This is a genomic window from Streptomyces sp. NPDC049813 (assembly GCF_044465085.1).
GTDB lineage: Bacteria > Actinomycetota > Actinomycetes > Streptomycetales > Streptomycetaceae > Streptomyces.
Map to the genome: position 1 here is coordinate 766589 of NZ_JBITLI010000001.1, position 13764 is coordinate 780352.

Annotated in this window: 13 protein-coding genes; 9 read left to right on the forward strand and 4 right to left on the reverse strand. The window is 72.4% G+C overall.

Annotated elements, in window-relative coordinates; all coding sequences use genetic code 11:
- Positions 1-77: 77 nt before the first annotated feature.
- Positions 78-512: a hypothetical protein gene (locus tag ACIBW6_RS03375; RefSeq protein ID WP_399056043.1), complete on the reverse strand. Its 435-nt coding sequence runs from the start codon at positions 510-512 to the stop codon at positions 78-80.
- A gap of 309 nt (positions 513-821) precedes the next feature.
- Between ACIBW6_RS03375 and ACIBW6_RS03380 the strand changes: the two genes are divergently transcribed.
- Positions 822-1304, forward strand: a complete 483-nt coding sequence (locus tag ACIBW6_RS03380) for an SRPBCC family protein (protein ID WP_399056045.1) — start codon at positions 822-824, stop codon at positions 1302-1304.
- A gap of 25 nt (positions 1305-1329) precedes the next feature.
- Here ACIBW6_RS03380 and ACIBW6_RS03385 read toward each other — a convergent pair whose 3' ends face one another.
- Both ACIBW6_RS03385 and ACIBW6_RS03390 read right to left on the reverse strand, forming a co-directional pair.
- Positions 1330-2385 (reverse strand): phosphotransferase, encoded by a 1056-nt coding sequence (locus ACIBW6_RS03385; protein ID WP_399056047.1) that lies wholly within the window; start codon positions 2383-2385, stop codon positions 1330-1332.
- 89 nt (positions 2386-2474) lie between these two features.
- Positions 2475-3026, reverse strand: coding sequence for a TetR/AcrR family transcriptional regulator (locus ACIBW6_RS03390; protein WP_399056049.1), 552 nt, complete (start codon positions 3024-3026; stop codon positions 2475-2477).
- 152 nt (positions 3027-3178) lie between these two features.
- Between ACIBW6_RS03390 and ACIBW6_RS03395 the strand changes: the two genes are divergently transcribed.
- Both ACIBW6_RS03395 and ACIBW6_RS03400 read left to right on the forward strand, forming a co-directional pair.
- Positions 3179-4228 carry an aldo/keto reductase gene (locus tag ACIBW6_RS03395; RefSeq protein WP_399056051.1) on the forward strand — a complete coding sequence of 350 codons (1050 nt, stop codon included), beginning with the start codon at positions 3179-3181 and terminating at the stop codon, positions 4226-4228.
- A gap of 138 nt (positions 4229-4366) precedes the next feature.
- Complete coding sequence (locus ACIBW6_RS03400; protein ID WP_399056053.1) at positions 4367-4957, forward strand: hypothetical protein; 591 nt, start codon at positions 4367-4369, stop codon at positions 4955-4957.
- Positions 4958-4998: 41 nt separating this feature from the next.
- Here the strand turns inward: ACIBW6_RS03400 and ACIBW6_RS03405 are convergent, their stop codons facing one another.
- Positions 4999-8886 carry an amino acid adenylation domain-containing protein gene (locus ACIBW6_RS03405; RefSeq protein WP_399056055.1) on the reverse strand — a complete coding sequence of 1296 codons (3888 nt, stop codon included), beginning with the start codon at positions 8884-8886 and terminating at the stop codon, positions 4999-5001.
- Between the two features lie 305 nt (positions 8887-9191).
- Here ACIBW6_RS03405 and ACIBW6_RS03410 point away from each other — a divergent pair, with 305 nt between their 5' ends.
- The 6 genes from ACIBW6_RS03410 to ACIBW6_RS03435 all read left to right on the forward strand — a co-directional run bounded on the left by ACIBW6_RS03410 (position 9192) and on the right by ACIBW6_RS03435 (position 13746).
- Complete coding sequence (locus ACIBW6_RS03410) at positions 9192-9773, forward strand: NADPH-dependent FMN reductase (protein WP_399056057.1); 582 nt, start codon at positions 9192-9194, stop codon at positions 9771-9773.
- Between the two features lie 124 nt (positions 9774-9897).
- Positions 9898-10512, forward strand: coding sequence for a serine O-acetyltransferase EpsC (gene epsC / locus ACIBW6_RS03415; protein ID WP_399056059.1), 615 nt, complete (start codon positions 9898-9900; stop codon positions 10510-10512).
- A gap of 153 nt (positions 10513-10665) precedes the next feature.
- A complete protein-coding gene (locus tag ACIBW6_RS03420) occupies positions 10666-11712 on the forward strand; it encodes a PLP-dependent cysteine synthase family protein (protein WP_399056061.1) in 1047 nt (348 codons plus the stop codon).
- A gap of 8 nt (positions 11713-11720) precedes the next feature.
- Complete coding sequence (gene cysK, locus ACIBW6_RS03425) at positions 11721-12710, forward strand: cysteine synthase A (protein WP_399056062.1); 990 nt, start codon at positions 11721-11723, stop codon at positions 12708-12710.
- Positions 12701-12922: a 4-oxalocrotonate tautomerase family protein gene (locus tag ACIBW6_RS03430; protein ID WP_399056064.1), complete on the forward strand. Its 222-nt coding sequence runs from the start codon at positions 12701-12703 to the stop codon at positions 12920-12922. Before cysK ends, ACIBW6_RS03430 begins: the two co-directional genes overlap by 10 nt.
- Positions 12919-13746, forward strand: a complete 828-nt coding sequence (locus ACIBW6_RS03435; RefSeq protein ID WP_399056066.1) for a hypothetical protein — start codon at positions 12919-12921, stop codon at positions 13744-13746. The genes ACIBW6_RS03430 and ACIBW6_RS03435 overlap by 4 nt, the downstream gene beginning before the upstream one ends.
- Positions 13747-13764: the final 18 nt, after the last annotated feature.

Below are 13764 nucleotides of genomic sequence, written 5' to 3' on the forward strand. Positions count from 1 at the left end.
GGTCCTTCCGGGATCCGTCCTCGGCGCGGGTGCCGCCCAGGGCCCTGCCCTGGTGGCACCCGCCTGCCGGGGTGCTGTCAGTGCTGGCGGCCGGCGGCCGAACGACGGCGCAGGCCGATGCCCGCAGCGGCGACGACGGCGACCGCGCCGGCGGCGGCCAGGGCGGGCACACCGATGGGGCTGGTGGGGCCGGTGCCGGTGTGCATCGCGCCGGAAGGCTTGTGGGTGGGGTTCATGACCGTGTCGCCGCAGATGCGCTGCGCCTCGGAGGCGGCGGAGTCGGCCTTCTGCTTGAGCTGGTCGACGTTGTCCTTCTCGGCCGTGCCGGGGTGGCCGCCGTCATCGATCTGCTTCTGGTAGTCGGCGAGCGCGGACTTGTACGCGCTCTCCGCCTCCTGGGCGGCCGCGGTGGCCGGGTCGCACTGGGTGTCGGAGGCCGACGCCATCGGCGCGGCGAACAGCAGGGCGGCGCTGGCGAGGGTGGTGCCGGTGGCTATCTTCAGCGAACGCATGTACTTCCTCCCGGGGGAAGAGCCCGCAGCACACCGTAGGCCGCTCAGAAGGGCTCATGACTGGAGGTAATCGCGGCGGTACAGCCGGTGCACGGCACGGTGTGCGTGGCCTGGCATGTCGTGACGTACCGCCACGGGTAACTCCGCTGCCGTGAGGGGGAGTTGCTGCTCCCGGGTACCTGGACGCTCCTTGCTCCGAATGGGGGAACCGTGACGGCGTCGGAGCTGTCGGCCATCAGCCTGCCGAATGTCCCCGGCTACTGGGCGCCCCGTCGCCGAGCGGCGGTAGCGAGCATGCGAGGGTGAGGCATGACGACAAGCGAACGTTTCGATGTCACCCGCCAGATCGCCGCGCCCCCGTCGAAGGTCTTCGGGGTCCTGCGATCCCCGCGGGGCCACGTGGCCATCGACAGCTCAGGGATGTTGCAGTCGGCGGAGGGGGAGCCCGTCAGCGGGGTGGGCGACGAGTTCATCGTCCACATGGACCGGGAGGCGCTCGGCGACCTCCCGATGGGGCGGTACGACGTCACCGTGATCATCACGCGGTACGAACCCGACGTGCTGCTGGAATGGACGATCTCCGGCACCATCCAGCCGCCCATCCGGCACCTCTACGGGTACCGACTCGAACCCAGTGAGACGGGAACCCTCGTCACCTCGTACTACGACTGGAGCCAGATCGACGACAAGTACCGGGAGGCGGGCGTCTTCCCCGTCATCCCGGAGGCCGGACTGCGCGCCACGCTCGGGATCCTCGCTCGCACGGTCGAGAACGGTGCGGCCGAGTTCTGACGGCAGATCAGCCGGCGCTCACCCCTCACCAGGGGCGGGAATCGTGCGCGGGCAGCGGCCGCAGGCCCGGCCAGCGCGCCACCAGGCGACCCGCCAGGGTGGAGCTGAGGCGGCCCACGGCGTGCAGGTGGTCGTGGTCGCGGGTCAGGTCGGCGACCACGCCGAGGCGGTGGACGAGCCGTTCGCGGGCGGAGACGTAGCCCCAGGTGAAGTCCTCGGCAGGTACCCGGGCGAGGTGGTCGGCCGTCCCGCGGTGGGCTCGTTCGACGAGCGAGTCCCCCTGGATCAGCCAGCCGGCGCACGCGTCGGCGAGGTCGCCCGGCACGTCCTGGCCGGTGAGGCCGCGCCACGTACTGCGGTATATGTCCTCGACCTCCGCGAGCGGGGCCCGGGCGACCGACATCGCGCACCAGCAGGTGGGGAAGCCGACGCGGAAGTACGCGAGTTCCATCAGCCCGTTGCCGAGCGAGGCCCGTTCGAAGTCGACGAAGCAGACGCCGTCGGCGGTCCGCAGGTCGTTGCCGGGGCACGGATCGCCGTGCAGCAGCGCATGATGCGGGGTGGGGTCCAACCGGTCCAGGAGGGCCGCGAGTTCATCGGGTACCGCGGACGGGATCCGTACGTCCAGCGCACGGGCCAGGGCGAGGAAGGACTCCGCGTCAGCGGTCGTGGGCCCGGACCAGAGCGGGAGCGCGCCCGCGTCGGCCGGTCCGGTCAGGGCGTGCAGCCGGGCGAGCGACTCGGCGTACCCGGGCATCCAGTCGTCCCTCTTGCCGAGGTCGTCCACGTGGTCGAGGACCATCACCCGCGAGGGCAGGTCCGTGGCGAGCAGCGCGGGAGCCACGGCGGGCCCGGTCGCCCGCCCCGCCAGGCGCAACCCGGCGACCTCCCGCGCGAAACGCGTGTCCGCGTCGGACTCCGGGTCCCCGCCGTCAGTGATCTGCTTGACGACCACCGGCCTCCCGTCGGCCAGCCGGACCCGCCACACCCGTGACCGCGGACTGCTGTCCAGCAGCCTGCTCCGGTGCGGAACGCCGACAGCGGAGCGTAACTCTTCGTTGAACGGAAGCCGGTTCAGCATGCGGATGAGCCTAGCCGTCACCGCGTACTCAGGTGGGCGCCATGGTGGGGCTCACCGTGCCGGCGTCGAGCCCGGCTCGCGGGGGCTCGTCACGGGCGGAGGCCGTCGATGGCCAGATCCATGAGGCGGTCCGCCTGGGCGGCGCCCTCCGGGCTGTCCGGTGTGCGCCACAGGCAGCTCAGCAGCATGATCACGTCGACGGGGTCGATGCCGGGCCGCACCTCGCCGGCTTCGGCGCAGGCGTCGAGGAGGCGTCGGACGGCGGCGGTGACCGGAGGCCAGGAGGCGCTGACGACGTCCTGGGCCGCGGCGGAGTGGAGTGCTTCGCCGAGGCCGTGCTTGATGCGGACGTAGCCGGCCAGGGTGGTGAACCAGGCGCGGAACGCCTCCAGCGGAGGGTGGGCGGCAAGGGCGTCGGTCACGGCGTCGGTGAGCCGGTCGATGCCCTGCTGATGCACTTCGAGGAGGAGCGCTTCGCGGGTGGGGAAGTGCCGGTAGAGCGTTCCGGGGCCGATGCCCGCCCGTTTGGCGATGGAGTTGAGCGAGGCGTCGGGGGACTCCTGGAGGGCGTCGTGGGCGACCCGGAGGATCAGTTCCCGGTTCTTGAGCGCGTCGGAGCGCTGGCGCGCGGCCTCCGGCATGAGTCCTCCTGGTGCTGGTGCTGGTGCTGGTACGGCGTGGGCATGGCGCGGAGAGCCGGCTCCGCTTGCGATGCGGAGAGGTCTCCGTTAACGTCGGAGAAGTCAGACGGAGACATCTCCGCTTCTTTCCTGGCCATTCTAGGAGCTTCCCCATGCGTTACATCAAGCTGGGCCGCACCGGCCTTGACGTCTCACCGATCGCCGTCGGCGCGATGACCTACGGCGAGCCCGACCGCGGTCACCCCGTCTGGTCCCTCGACGAGGAGTCGAGCCGCCCCCTGATCAAGCACGCTCTGGAAGCGGGTATCAACTTCTTCGACACCGCGAACATGTACTCCTACGGCTCGTCCGAGGAGATCCTCGGCCGCGCCCTGAAGGACTACGCGGACCGCGACGACGTCGTCATCACCACCAAGGTCCGCCACGCGATGCGCCCCGGGCACCCCAACGGCGGCGGCCTGTCCCGCAAGGCGATCATGTCCGAGATCGACGCCAGCCTGCGCCGCCTGGGCACCGACCACGTCGACGTCTACATGATCCATCGGTTCGACAACGAGACGCCGCTGGAGGAGACCCTTGAGGCGCTCCACGACGTGGTGAAGGCCGGCAAGGCCCGCTACCTCGGAGCGTCCTCGATGCACGCCTGGCAGTTCGCCAAGGCGCTGCACCTCCAGGAGCGGCACGGCTGGGCCCGCTTCGCGACCATGCAGGACCACTACAACCTCCTCGCCCGCGAGGAGGAACGCGAGATGCTTCCCCTGTGCGCCGACGAGGGCGTGGCGACCATGGTCTGGAGCCCGCTGGCCCGTGGGCGTCTCGCCCGCCCCTTCGAGGAGGCGAACGCCGGCACCCGCGCGGCCACCGACGGCGGCTTCGCCGACATGCTCTACAAGGCGAACGCCGACAGCGACCGGCTGATCATCGACGAGGTCGGCGCCATCGCCGACGCCCACGGCGTCAGCCGCGCCCAGGTCGCCCTGGCCTGGTTGCGCCGCAACCCCGTCGTCGCGGCCCCGCTGGTCGGCGCCCGCACCGTCCAGCAGATCGACGACGCGGTCGCCTCCCTCGACCTCGACCTCACCGACGACGAGGCCCGCCGCCTGGAACTCCCGTACACCCCGCGCCACGACTTCCAGGGCGTCTCCGACGAGCGTGAACTGGAACGCATCAAGGCCACCATTCCTGGCTACGCCAACGTCTGAGCCGGCCACCGGCGAGGTGTCTGCGATCCGGTGCTGCCGCACCTCAGAACCTCCTCAAAGCAGGTATGCGCAGCCGTGCGGCAGGGGATTCTGCACGCACTGCCCGTCGACCCGGGCGTCGGACGTGAGGGGTGCAGCATGGCGGATCCGGACAACGTCGCCCGCTTGATAGCGACCGGCAGTGCCGTCGCCGCGGCGGCCAACGCGACGCTCACCTATGCGAACTTCCGGCGGAAGCGGCCCACCGTCCATGTCACGCACGCGGCCTTTCGGCTCAAGAGCCGAGAGGCCGCGGCCGACGGGTCCGCAGGGCAGGCCGTGCCGACCTTCAGCGCGAGGCTGACCACCCGCAGTGAGGTGGACGTCAAGATCGGCTCTGTGGTCGTGCTCTTCTACGACTACAAGTGGGTTCTCATCAAGACGCGGCACGGGCAGGTCCGGAAGAAGGAACTGCGGTACCTGGGCACGTATCCGCTCCGCACCGAGGGCGCCGAACAGATCACGATGGAGGCGTTCGGGCGCAGGACCCCGCAGTGGGTCCTGCCGCCCCGCCCGGACGACAGCGAAGGCGTGCACCCCGCCCGGGCCAGGCTCCGGCTGGAGCTCTCGAACGGCCAGACGGTCAGCAGCCGGTGGATCAACGTCCCGCATCCGGTGTTCCCCACATGCCGGTGCCCCCGGTGCGCGACGCCTTGGACCCAGCTGACGTTCGACGATGCCGCTGGGTAGGCGAGCGCGCCGCAGACGTGCGTCCGCAGGCCGCCGGGGCATCACATGGTGCCCACCGAATTCACCGACTCGCTGATCCGGCGTGTGAGTTCGCCGATGCCGTGGGCCTTGAGGACGCCGTAGTGGTCGCCCTCCAGGTCGACGACCGTGGGGGGCTGTGCCGAGTAGCCGGAGTGGTTCTCGATGAAGGAGTAGTCGTCGCCCCGGGCCTTGAAGAGGGTCACCGGTGCGTCGAGGGTGCGTTCCATGAGTTCGTGGAAGGTGTAGTCGAACTCGTAGGTCGTGGCGACGATGTGGGTGATGCGACGGATCGTGGCCGTGTCCAGGGCGGGCAGCAGCGTGTGGATGTGGGCTGTGAAGCTGTCCTCGTCGTGCGTGGAGGCGAGGCAGCTGTCGAGTGCCGGGCCCCGGATCGCGCCGGTGAAGACCGAGAAGAGGATCGTCACGTACGCGGGGTTGGCGAAGGACGCCGCACGGCCCCAGGATCGGCCGTCGTGGTCGCGCAGTCTCGGGTTGCCGGGGCAGATGAGGAAGAGGTTCTCGACCTTCTCCCCGGCCTGTTCCAGCTGCCAGGCGGCCTCGAAGGCGACGCGGGCGCCGAAGGAGTACCCCCAGAGGGTGTACGGGCCGCTCGGCTGGAGGCGGCGGATCTCCGCGATGTCGGCCTCGGCCATGGCGCGGATCGTGGGGTACGGGTCCTCACCCGCGTTGATGCCGTGGGCCTGGATGCCGAAGAAGGGGCGGCCGAGATCGTTCTCCTGGGCCAGCAGGCGCAGGTTCATCGGGTAGCCGCCCAGGCCCGGCCAGCAGAAGACGGGGCTCAGGTCGCCGTCGGGGGCCAGGGGGACGAGCCGTGTCGTGGGCGAGGAGGCCGGCGCGGACGCGTCTTCGTCGATACGGCGCGCCAGGTCGCCCAGCCGGGGCGTCTCGAAGATCGCCTGGAGCGGCAGGGAGATACCGAAGTGCCGGTTGATCCTGTTGGTCAGCGTCACCGAGATCAGGGAGTTCCCGCCGCCGGCGAAGAAGTCGTCCTGGGTCGAGACCGGGCTGTCCTGCGGGTACTTGAGGGCCTTCGCCCACGCCTCCGCCAGCCACTTCTCCGTGCCGGTGGCCGGGGCCACGTACGGGCAGGAGGGGCGGGCCGCGGCCACCTGCGGGGAGGCGGCGAGGGCCTTGAGGTCCACCTTGCCGTTGGCCGTCTGGGGCAGGGAGTCGAGCACCAGGACGCGGCTCGGCACCATGTAGTCGGGCAGGAAGGCGGACAGCTCGTCGCGGATCATCTCGGCCGGCCCCTTGGTGTGCACCGAGTCCTCGTACATGCCCTCGCTCGCGACCTGTTCGTCGCTGACGCGGCCGCCCAGGCAGAAGTACGAGGCCCCGCCCGGGATGCCCGCGGCCGCGAGGATGTCGTCGAGGCGGCGTGCGGCGGGCAGCGGATTGCCGGTCTTCGAGGAGTAGCCGGAGGCCATGAAGCCGAACCCCGGGACGCGCTGGAGGTGGTGGAGCCGGGTGCCGAGGCCGATGTAGTCGAGCCACGGTTCACGGGCGCGGCCGACCGCGCTGATGCCGAGGCTCGCGCGCCGGTAGACCCCCTGGTTGATGGCGATGACGTGCCGGTCCTCGATCAACTGGTCGCCGATACGCGTCAGTCGGCCCGCGTCGTAGCGGTATTGGCCGCGAGGAAGCCCGTCCACATCGTCCCCGTGGACCTGTACGTACAGTTCGACGGCGGCCGTCCGGGGGTGGTCGGCGGCCTCCGCTATGGAGAACGTGCCCAGGTAGTGGTCGTCCGCGGCCACGTCCAGAGCCGGCTTGACGTCGGCGAAGTGCCCCAGGGGGGCGATGGACAGGCCGAGGGCCGGGAGCTTCTCCTCCAGGACGCCGAGCGCGTGCCCCGTCTCGAACTCCAGGACCTCCTGGATGTTGTTCTTGTACACGGGCTCGATCGCCTCGCGCTTGCCGAGGAAGTGGACGAGGAGGCCCCCGGCGGGGCAGTGCCCGGTGCCGTCGCTCACCCGGACCAGCGTGTGGTCCACCGGGTGGTAGTAGTACACGCCCGCCGCGAGCCCCGCCACGCCGCCCGACTCCACGTACAGCTGCGTCGCGTACAGCGCACCGGGAGAGGCGTAGGCGTACTTCGGCAACAACCGCTCCGCGCTGTGGAACTGGCCGAACCAGCGCAGGAGGTGACCGAACTCGGCATGCGTGAGGTCGGCGAGCGGGCGCGGTCGGGGCGTCGCGCGCCGGGGAGCGAGCAGCGCGAGGACGTCGGCGCGTGTGACGCGGCCGCCCTCGTAGAAGCGGTACGTCTTGCGTGCGAAGGCCTCCCGACGCTGGTCCGGGGAGGCGTCGCGGCCGGGCAGCGCGATCACGGGACGCCCGGCGAGCGCGGCGCGCGACCGCACACCGGGACTGGACAACTGCGCCTTGACCTGGAGCTTCGACGCCTTGGACTGGTGGTGGGCGCCGTGCGCGCCCTGGTCCATGACGGCGGCGGTCTTCGGATTCAGCTCCACGCACGCCACGAGCGCCGGATGACCGGTGCGCGCGTCGTCGACGACGACGGTGGCGGCCCGCCGCACCCACGTGTGTTCCTCGACACGCGAGGAGACCTCCTCCAACTCGACGCGGTAGCCACGGAGTTTGACCTGGTTGTCGGTGCGGCCGGCGAACTGGAGCGTGCCGTCCGGATTCCACAGGCACACGTCGCCCGTGCGGTACAGCCGCTGGGCCGGATCGAGGGGCGAGCGCACGAAACGCCGGGCGGTCTGCTCCGGCCTTCCCAGGTATCCGCGGGCCAACTGAGCGCCGCCCACGTACAGTTCGCCCGGTTCGCCGATGTCGACCGGGGCCAGCTCCTCGTCGAGGACGTACGCGCTCACGCCGTCCACGGGGACGCCGATGGGCACCGTGGCGGACGCCTCGCCCCCGACGCACAGCGGATCGACCTGGTGGGCGGTGGCGTTGATGGTGGTCTCGGTCGGGCCGTACAGGTTGACCAGGGCGACGCCCGGCATCTCGTGGAAGAAGTCGCGGGCCAGGCTGTGCGTCAGGGCCTCACCGCCGGAGAACACACGGTTCAGGCTGGTGCAGGAGGCGAAGTCCTCCGTGTCGAGCAGCGCCTGGAGCAAGGTGGGCACGCACTGCAGGGCGGTGACCTGGTGGGCCGCGATGGTCCGGACGATGGCCTGCGGGTCCCGGTAGATGCCGGGGGCGCCCATGACGACGCGGGCGCCGGCCGCCGGCGCGAGGATCTCCCACTGGGCGGCGTCGAAGCTCATCGGGGTCTTCTGCACCAGCGTGACCTGCGGACCGACGTACCCGCAGGCGGCCAGCCACCGCATCTGGTGGGCGATCGAACGGTGCTCGATCATGACGCCCTTGGGCTTGCCGGTGCTGCCCGAGGTGTAGATGACGTAGGCGAGATCCTCCCCGCGCGGCGACGGTACGCGGGCTTCGGAGGCGGCGGTGGCCGGACCCGGGGGCGCCGGGTCGGCGAGCGCCTCGGACACCGTGATGACGGTGGTGTCCTGGGGGGCGAGGGCCACGAGACGCTCCCGCAGGTGGTCCTGGGTGACGATGACCCGCGTACCGGAGTCCTCGATCATGTAGCGCAGGCGGTCCTCGGGGTAGTCCGGGGACAGCGGAAGATAGGCGGCGCCCGCGGCGAGGACGCCCCAGGCGCCGACCATGAGTTCGCTGGACGGATCGGTGAACAGGCCGACGCAGTGGTCGGGACCGGCGCCGAGCCCCGCCAGCCGCGCGGCAAGGCGACGGCACCGGTCGTGCAACTCACGGAACGAGAGCCGCTCGCCGCCGTGGACGACGGCGATGTCGTCGGGCCGCAGGACGCTCTGCCGGGCCAGCAGCTCCGGCAGGCAAGGGCCCGTGAGGGCCGGGCTTGACGTGGGTGCACTCGCAGTCTTCATTGCATCGTCCCCGATTCGTGGTGAGCGACGGGTGGCGGAACCTTGCCCCCCTGGCGCCTTTCGGTCGGCCGCCGCCCGCGTCCCCCTGGCCGTGGTGGCCGTACGGGAGACCGGTGCGCCGGCCCCCCGCGACGCGCTGGCTGCGCCGACGCCGGGGACCTGCGGCCCGGGGTCAGGCTGGGCGTGACCGCTCCCGGGACGTTCCCGTTCCCCTCCTGGCCCAGGACGGGACCGGACCGGGACCGGACCGGGACCGACGGCGGTCAGGCTGCGGACCAGTCGAGTTCCGTGAAAGGCGGTACACCGTGGCCGATGTCGTTCTGATCTCCGGGAGTCTGCGCAAGGACTCCCTCAACACCACCGCCCTGCGGACCGTGGCCCGGCTCCTGCGCGAACCGGAGGACACGCTCGGGAGCGTCCACACGGCGACGCTGCTGCCGGTGGGGCTGCTGCCCCTCTACGACGGGGACGTCGAACTGGCGGACAGCTCCGACGCCGTGCGCGACGCCAAGGCGCTGGTCGGGGCGGCGGACGTGTTGATCATCAGCACGCCCGCCTACAACGGGGAGATGTCCGGCGCCCTGAAGAACGCCCTGGACTGGCTCTCGCGTCCGGCGGGCGGCGGCGCGCTCGCCGGGAAGCACGTCGCCGTGCTGAGCGCCTCGCCCGGCGCGCGTGGCGGGCTCGACGCGCAGGCCGCCCTGGTGGGGGTGTTGCGCCGGTGCGGTGCCGAGGTACTGGGGTGTGCTCCGGTCGCCTTCGGCGCGGCCCACGACATCGCGTCGGCGGACGGCGAGTTCACGGATCCGGGGGTCGTCGCCGAGCTGGCCGCGCTCGTCGACGCGGTGCTTGATGCGGCGGGGCACCGGGCGGGTGCGCGGACCTGACACGGCTCGCTCCCGCACCTCGTACCACCGCGCACCTGTCGCCGCGCGTCACGTCACGGCACACACATGTCACGGCACACACGTCGCTGCACACACATGTCGCCGCACACACAACGGAGTTGCCATGCAGGAACAGCAGGCCCCCGGTCTCTGGCGCACGCTGCGCGAGGACCTGGGCGTGGTCGTGGCACGCGACCCGTCCATCCGCAGCCGCCGCGAGGCCCTGTTGCACCCCGCGCTGCCGGCCCTGTGGACCCACCGCGTCGCCCACCGGCTGCACCGCCGCGGTCGACGGCTCACCGCCCGCCTGCTGGCCTATCTGGCCCGGCGGGCGACAGGCGTGGAGATCCACCCGGGCGCCGAGCTCGGCCGGCGCGTGTTCATCGACCACGGTGCCGCCGTGGTGATCGGGGAGACCGCCCAGGTCGGGGACGACGTGACGATCTACCACCAGGTGACGCTGGGAGCGGTCGGCTGGTGGAGCGACGTGAAACGGCCCGCCGGAGAGCGCAGGCACCCCCGGGTCGGGGACGGCGTCGTCCTGGGCACCAACGCGACGGTGCTCGGCCCGGTGACCATCGCGGACCACGCCGTCATCGGCGCCCAGGCGCTCGTGCACAAGGACGTGCCCGCCCACGCCCGGGTGCTGGCCCCCACCGCGGTGATCCGTCCCGTCGGAGACCGGCCGCGCCTGATGGAGGACCTCTTCGCGGCCACGGCGTCGGCGGGCTCGTGGTGAGCCCGCCACGCTCCGCCGACCCCCGCCCCACTCGTGGCGCCGACCCCCTGCGCCCACGGACCCCCTGCGCCGACCGGGCCCCCATGGCCACCAACCCCCCGTGCCCACCGGCCCCCTGGGCCCCCACCCACGCGTGACTGTGAGGACCACACCATGACCCTGCCCCCGGGCGAGACCATCGCCGAAAGCATCGCCGACCTGGTCGGCTCCACCCCCCTCGTGCGGCTGCGCCCCGACGGCGTGGGGCCCGGCGTGCGGGTGCTGGCGAAGCTGGAGGCGGCGAACCCGCTGTCCAGCATCAAGGACCGGGCGGCCCTGTTCATGCTGGACGCGGCCGAGCGGCGCGGCGACCTGCTGCCCGGCGGCACCATCATCGAATCGACGTCCGGCAACACCGGGATCGCGCTGGCCGCCCTCGCCACCGCCCGGGGCCACCGCTGCGTCATCGTGCTGCCCGACAACGCGACACGGGAACGCGTGGCGACCCTGCGCATGCTGGGCGCCGAGGTCGTCTTCACCGACCACCGCCTCGGCTTCGCCGGCTGCGTGGAGCACGCCGAGCTGCTGCACGCCCGTACACCGGGTTCCTGGTACGCCAGTCAGCACACGAACGCGGACAACGTACGAGCCCACTACGCGACGACCGGGCCGGAGATCTGGCGGGACACGGGCGGCCGCGTGGACTACCTGGTCTGCTCCGTGGGCACCGGCGGCACCCTCACGGGCATCGCCCGCTGCCTCAAGGAGCACAACCCGGACCTGACGGTGGTCGCGGTCGAGCCGCTGGGCTCCGCCCTCCTCTCGGGCAGGCAGCCCGGGCCGCACCGCATCCCGGGTCTCAACGGCGGCTTCATCAGCCCCGTCACCGACCGCGACCTGATCGACGAGGTCATCGCGGTGTCGGACGACGACGCGGCCGCCGCCACCCGGGAGATCGCCGCCCGCAACGGGCTGCTCGTCGGCGTCTCGTCCGGCGCCGCCGCCCACGGGTGCAGGGAACTCGTCCGACGCCACGGTCTCACCGACGCCACCGTCGTGACCGTCTTCCCCGACACCGGCGAGCGCTACCTGAGCTGGTGGCCCGAGCAACAGGGCACCGAACCGGACACCACCGTCCGCGACACCGCTCTCCGCGACACCACCGCCGGCGACACCACTGCCGCCGACCCCACCGTCCGCGCCCTCGCGCACGCGGAGTGAGGAGCGCCATGTCTCTCGTCATCGTCGACGGCATCGCCGACCTGGTCGGCTCGACCCCTCTGGTGCGGCTGCGCCCCGACGGCGTGCGGCCCGACGTGCGGGTGCTGGCGAAGCTGGAGGCGGCGAACCCGCTGTCCAGCATCAAGGACCGGGCGGCCCTGTTCATGCTGGACGCGGCCGAGCGGCGCGGCGACCTGCTGCCCGGCGGCACGATCGTCGAGGCGACGTCGGGCAACACGGGGATCGCGCTGGCCGCCCTGGCCGCCGCCCGGGGCCACCGCTGCGTCATCGTGCTGCCGGACAGCGCGAGCGACGAACGCGCGGCCCTGCTGCGGGCGTTCGGCGCCCGGGTCGTGCGGACCCCGCGCGACGCGGGCTACGCCGGGGCCATCGCGAAGGCGGAGGAGATCCATGCCGCCACCCCCGGGTCCTGGCTCTGCCGCCAGCACGAGAACCAGGACAACGTCCGGGCCCACTACGCGACCACCGGTCCCGAGATCTGGGAGGCCACCGGCGGCGACATCGACATGTTCGTGTGCGGCGTCGGCACCGGCGGGACGCTCACCGGCATCGCCCGCTACCTCAAGGAACAGGACCCGGCCGTGCAGGTGGTGGCGGTGGAACCGGCCGGCTCGCCCGTCCTGTCCGCGGGACACGGGGGCCTGCACCGCATCCCCGGCCTCAACGGCGGGTTCGTGGCACCCACCACCGACGTCTCGCTCATCGACCGGATCGTCACCGTCTCCGACGACGACGCGTGGCGGTCGGCCCGCGCGCTCGCCGCGGGCCACGGCCTCTTCGTCGGCGTGTCCTCGGGCGCCGCCGTCCACGCCTGTGCCGAACTGGCCGCCAAGCCCGAGTACGCGGGCCGCACCGTCGTCACCGTGCTGCCCGACTCGGGCGAGCGCTACCTCAGCGTCTGGGACGACGATCCACAGCGCACCCCGCCCCCCAGCCGGACCTCCACCACGCACCAGGGAGAACAGCCATGCCCGTGATCACCGTCGACTGGTGGCAGGGGAACGACCGCGCCGCCCGCGCCGCACTCGTCGCGGAACTCACCGAGAGCGCCGCGCGGATCGCCGGATGCCCGCACAGCTCCGTGACCGTGCTCGTACGGGACGTACCGCACGACCACTGGTCGATCGGCGGCAGGCTCGCCGACGAACTGGTCGCGGCGCCGCGGGCCGGATCGCGGGACGAGCCGTGAGCACCGCCGAACCCCGGCGCCTGCTCCTCGTCGCGGCGGACCCGCGGACCGCGGACCGGGCCGCCGGAGCCGGCTTCCACGTACGGACCCTGCGGTACGCCGCACACCTGACCCCGCAAGGGTTCGCCGCGCGGGTCCGCCGGGCCGCGGCCCGGCACGGCGCCGAAGGGATCGTGTGCCTGGACGACGGGCCCGCGGCCCACGCCGTGCGCGTCGCGGCCGACACCGACGGGCTGGCACTCACCAGCGCCGAGTCGGTGCGCCGGCTGACCGACCCGGCGGGCCTGCGTCAACTCCTCGACGAGGACGGCCGCTTCGACACCCGCGGGCAACCGCCCGCCGGCCCCGGCTTCGGCGTCCACACGCTCACCGTCCACGGCGTGCACCACGTCCTCGTCGTCACCACCCGCCGGCCCGCGACCGGCACCGCGCACATCAGGGAGATCGCCCCGGCCGCCGTCGGTGGTCAGGAACTGGCCGAGCTGCGCTCCGTGGTCACCGCGCTGCTCGACCTCGCGGACTTCCAGTTCGGCTTCGCCGACGTCCACGTCGTCCCGGCCCACGACGGTCCGCGCGTCCTCGCGGTCCGCGCGGGGTCCGGCAGCCGGGCCGGTGAACTGCTGCGCGCGACAGCCGGGTTCGACCCCGAGACGTGGCTCTTCCGCGGGCTCGCCGGGGAGCCGGTGCCGCGCCCGGTGCCGCGGTGCGCGGCCGCCGTGGACGGCCTCGGCCGTGTCCTCGGCACCGCCCCGTCGCCGAGCGCGATCGCCAGGGCCGCAACCGTCCCCGCGGGGGCTTCCACCGCCGTCGCGACCTACACCTGAGCCAACTCCCGGGCCCCG

Coding starts and splice junctions, on each gene's coding strand:
- ACIBW6_RS03375 (WP_399056043.1), bottom strand. CDS start 512: ATGCGTTCGCTGAAGATAGCCACCGGCACCACCCTCGCCAGCGCCGCC.
- ACIBW6_RS03380 (WP_399056045.1), top strand. CDS start 822: ATGACGACAAGCGAACGTTTCGATGTCACCCGCCAGATCGCCGCGCCC.
- ACIBW6_RS03385 (WP_399056047.1), bottom strand. CDS start 2,385: ATGCTGAACCGGCTTCCGTTCAACGAAGAGTTACGCTCCGCTGTCGGC.
- ACIBW6_RS03390 (WP_399056049.1), bottom strand. CDS start 3,026: ATGCCGGAGGCCGCGCGCCAGCGCTCCGACGCGCTCAAGAACCGGGAA.
- ACIBW6_RS03395 (WP_399056051.1), top strand. CDS start 3,179: ATGCGTTACATCAAGCTGGGCCGCACCGGCCTTGACGTCTCACCGATC.
- ACIBW6_RS03400 (WP_399056053.1), top strand. CDS start 4,367: ATGGCGGATCCGGACAACGTCGCCCGCTTGATAGCGACCGGCAGTGCC.
- ACIBW6_RS03405 (WP_399056055.1), bottom strand. CDS start 8,886: ATGAAGACTGCGAGTGCACCCACGTCAAGCCCGGCCCTCACGGGCCCT.
- epsC (WP_399056059.1), top strand. CDS start 9,898: ATGCAGGAACAGCAGGCCCCCGGTCTCTGGCGCACGCTGCGCGAGGAC.
- ACIBW6_RS03420 (WP_399056061.1), top strand. CDS start 10,666: ATGACCCTGCCCCCGGGCGAGACCATCGCCGAAAGCATCGCCGACCTG.
- cysK (WP_399056062.1), top strand. CDS start 11,721: ATGTCTCTCGTCATCGTCGACGGCATCGCCGACCTGGTCGGCTCGACC.
- ACIBW6_RS03430 (WP_399056064.1), top strand. CDS start 12,701: ATGCCCGTGATCACCGTCGACTGGTGGCAGGGGAACGACCGCGCCGCC.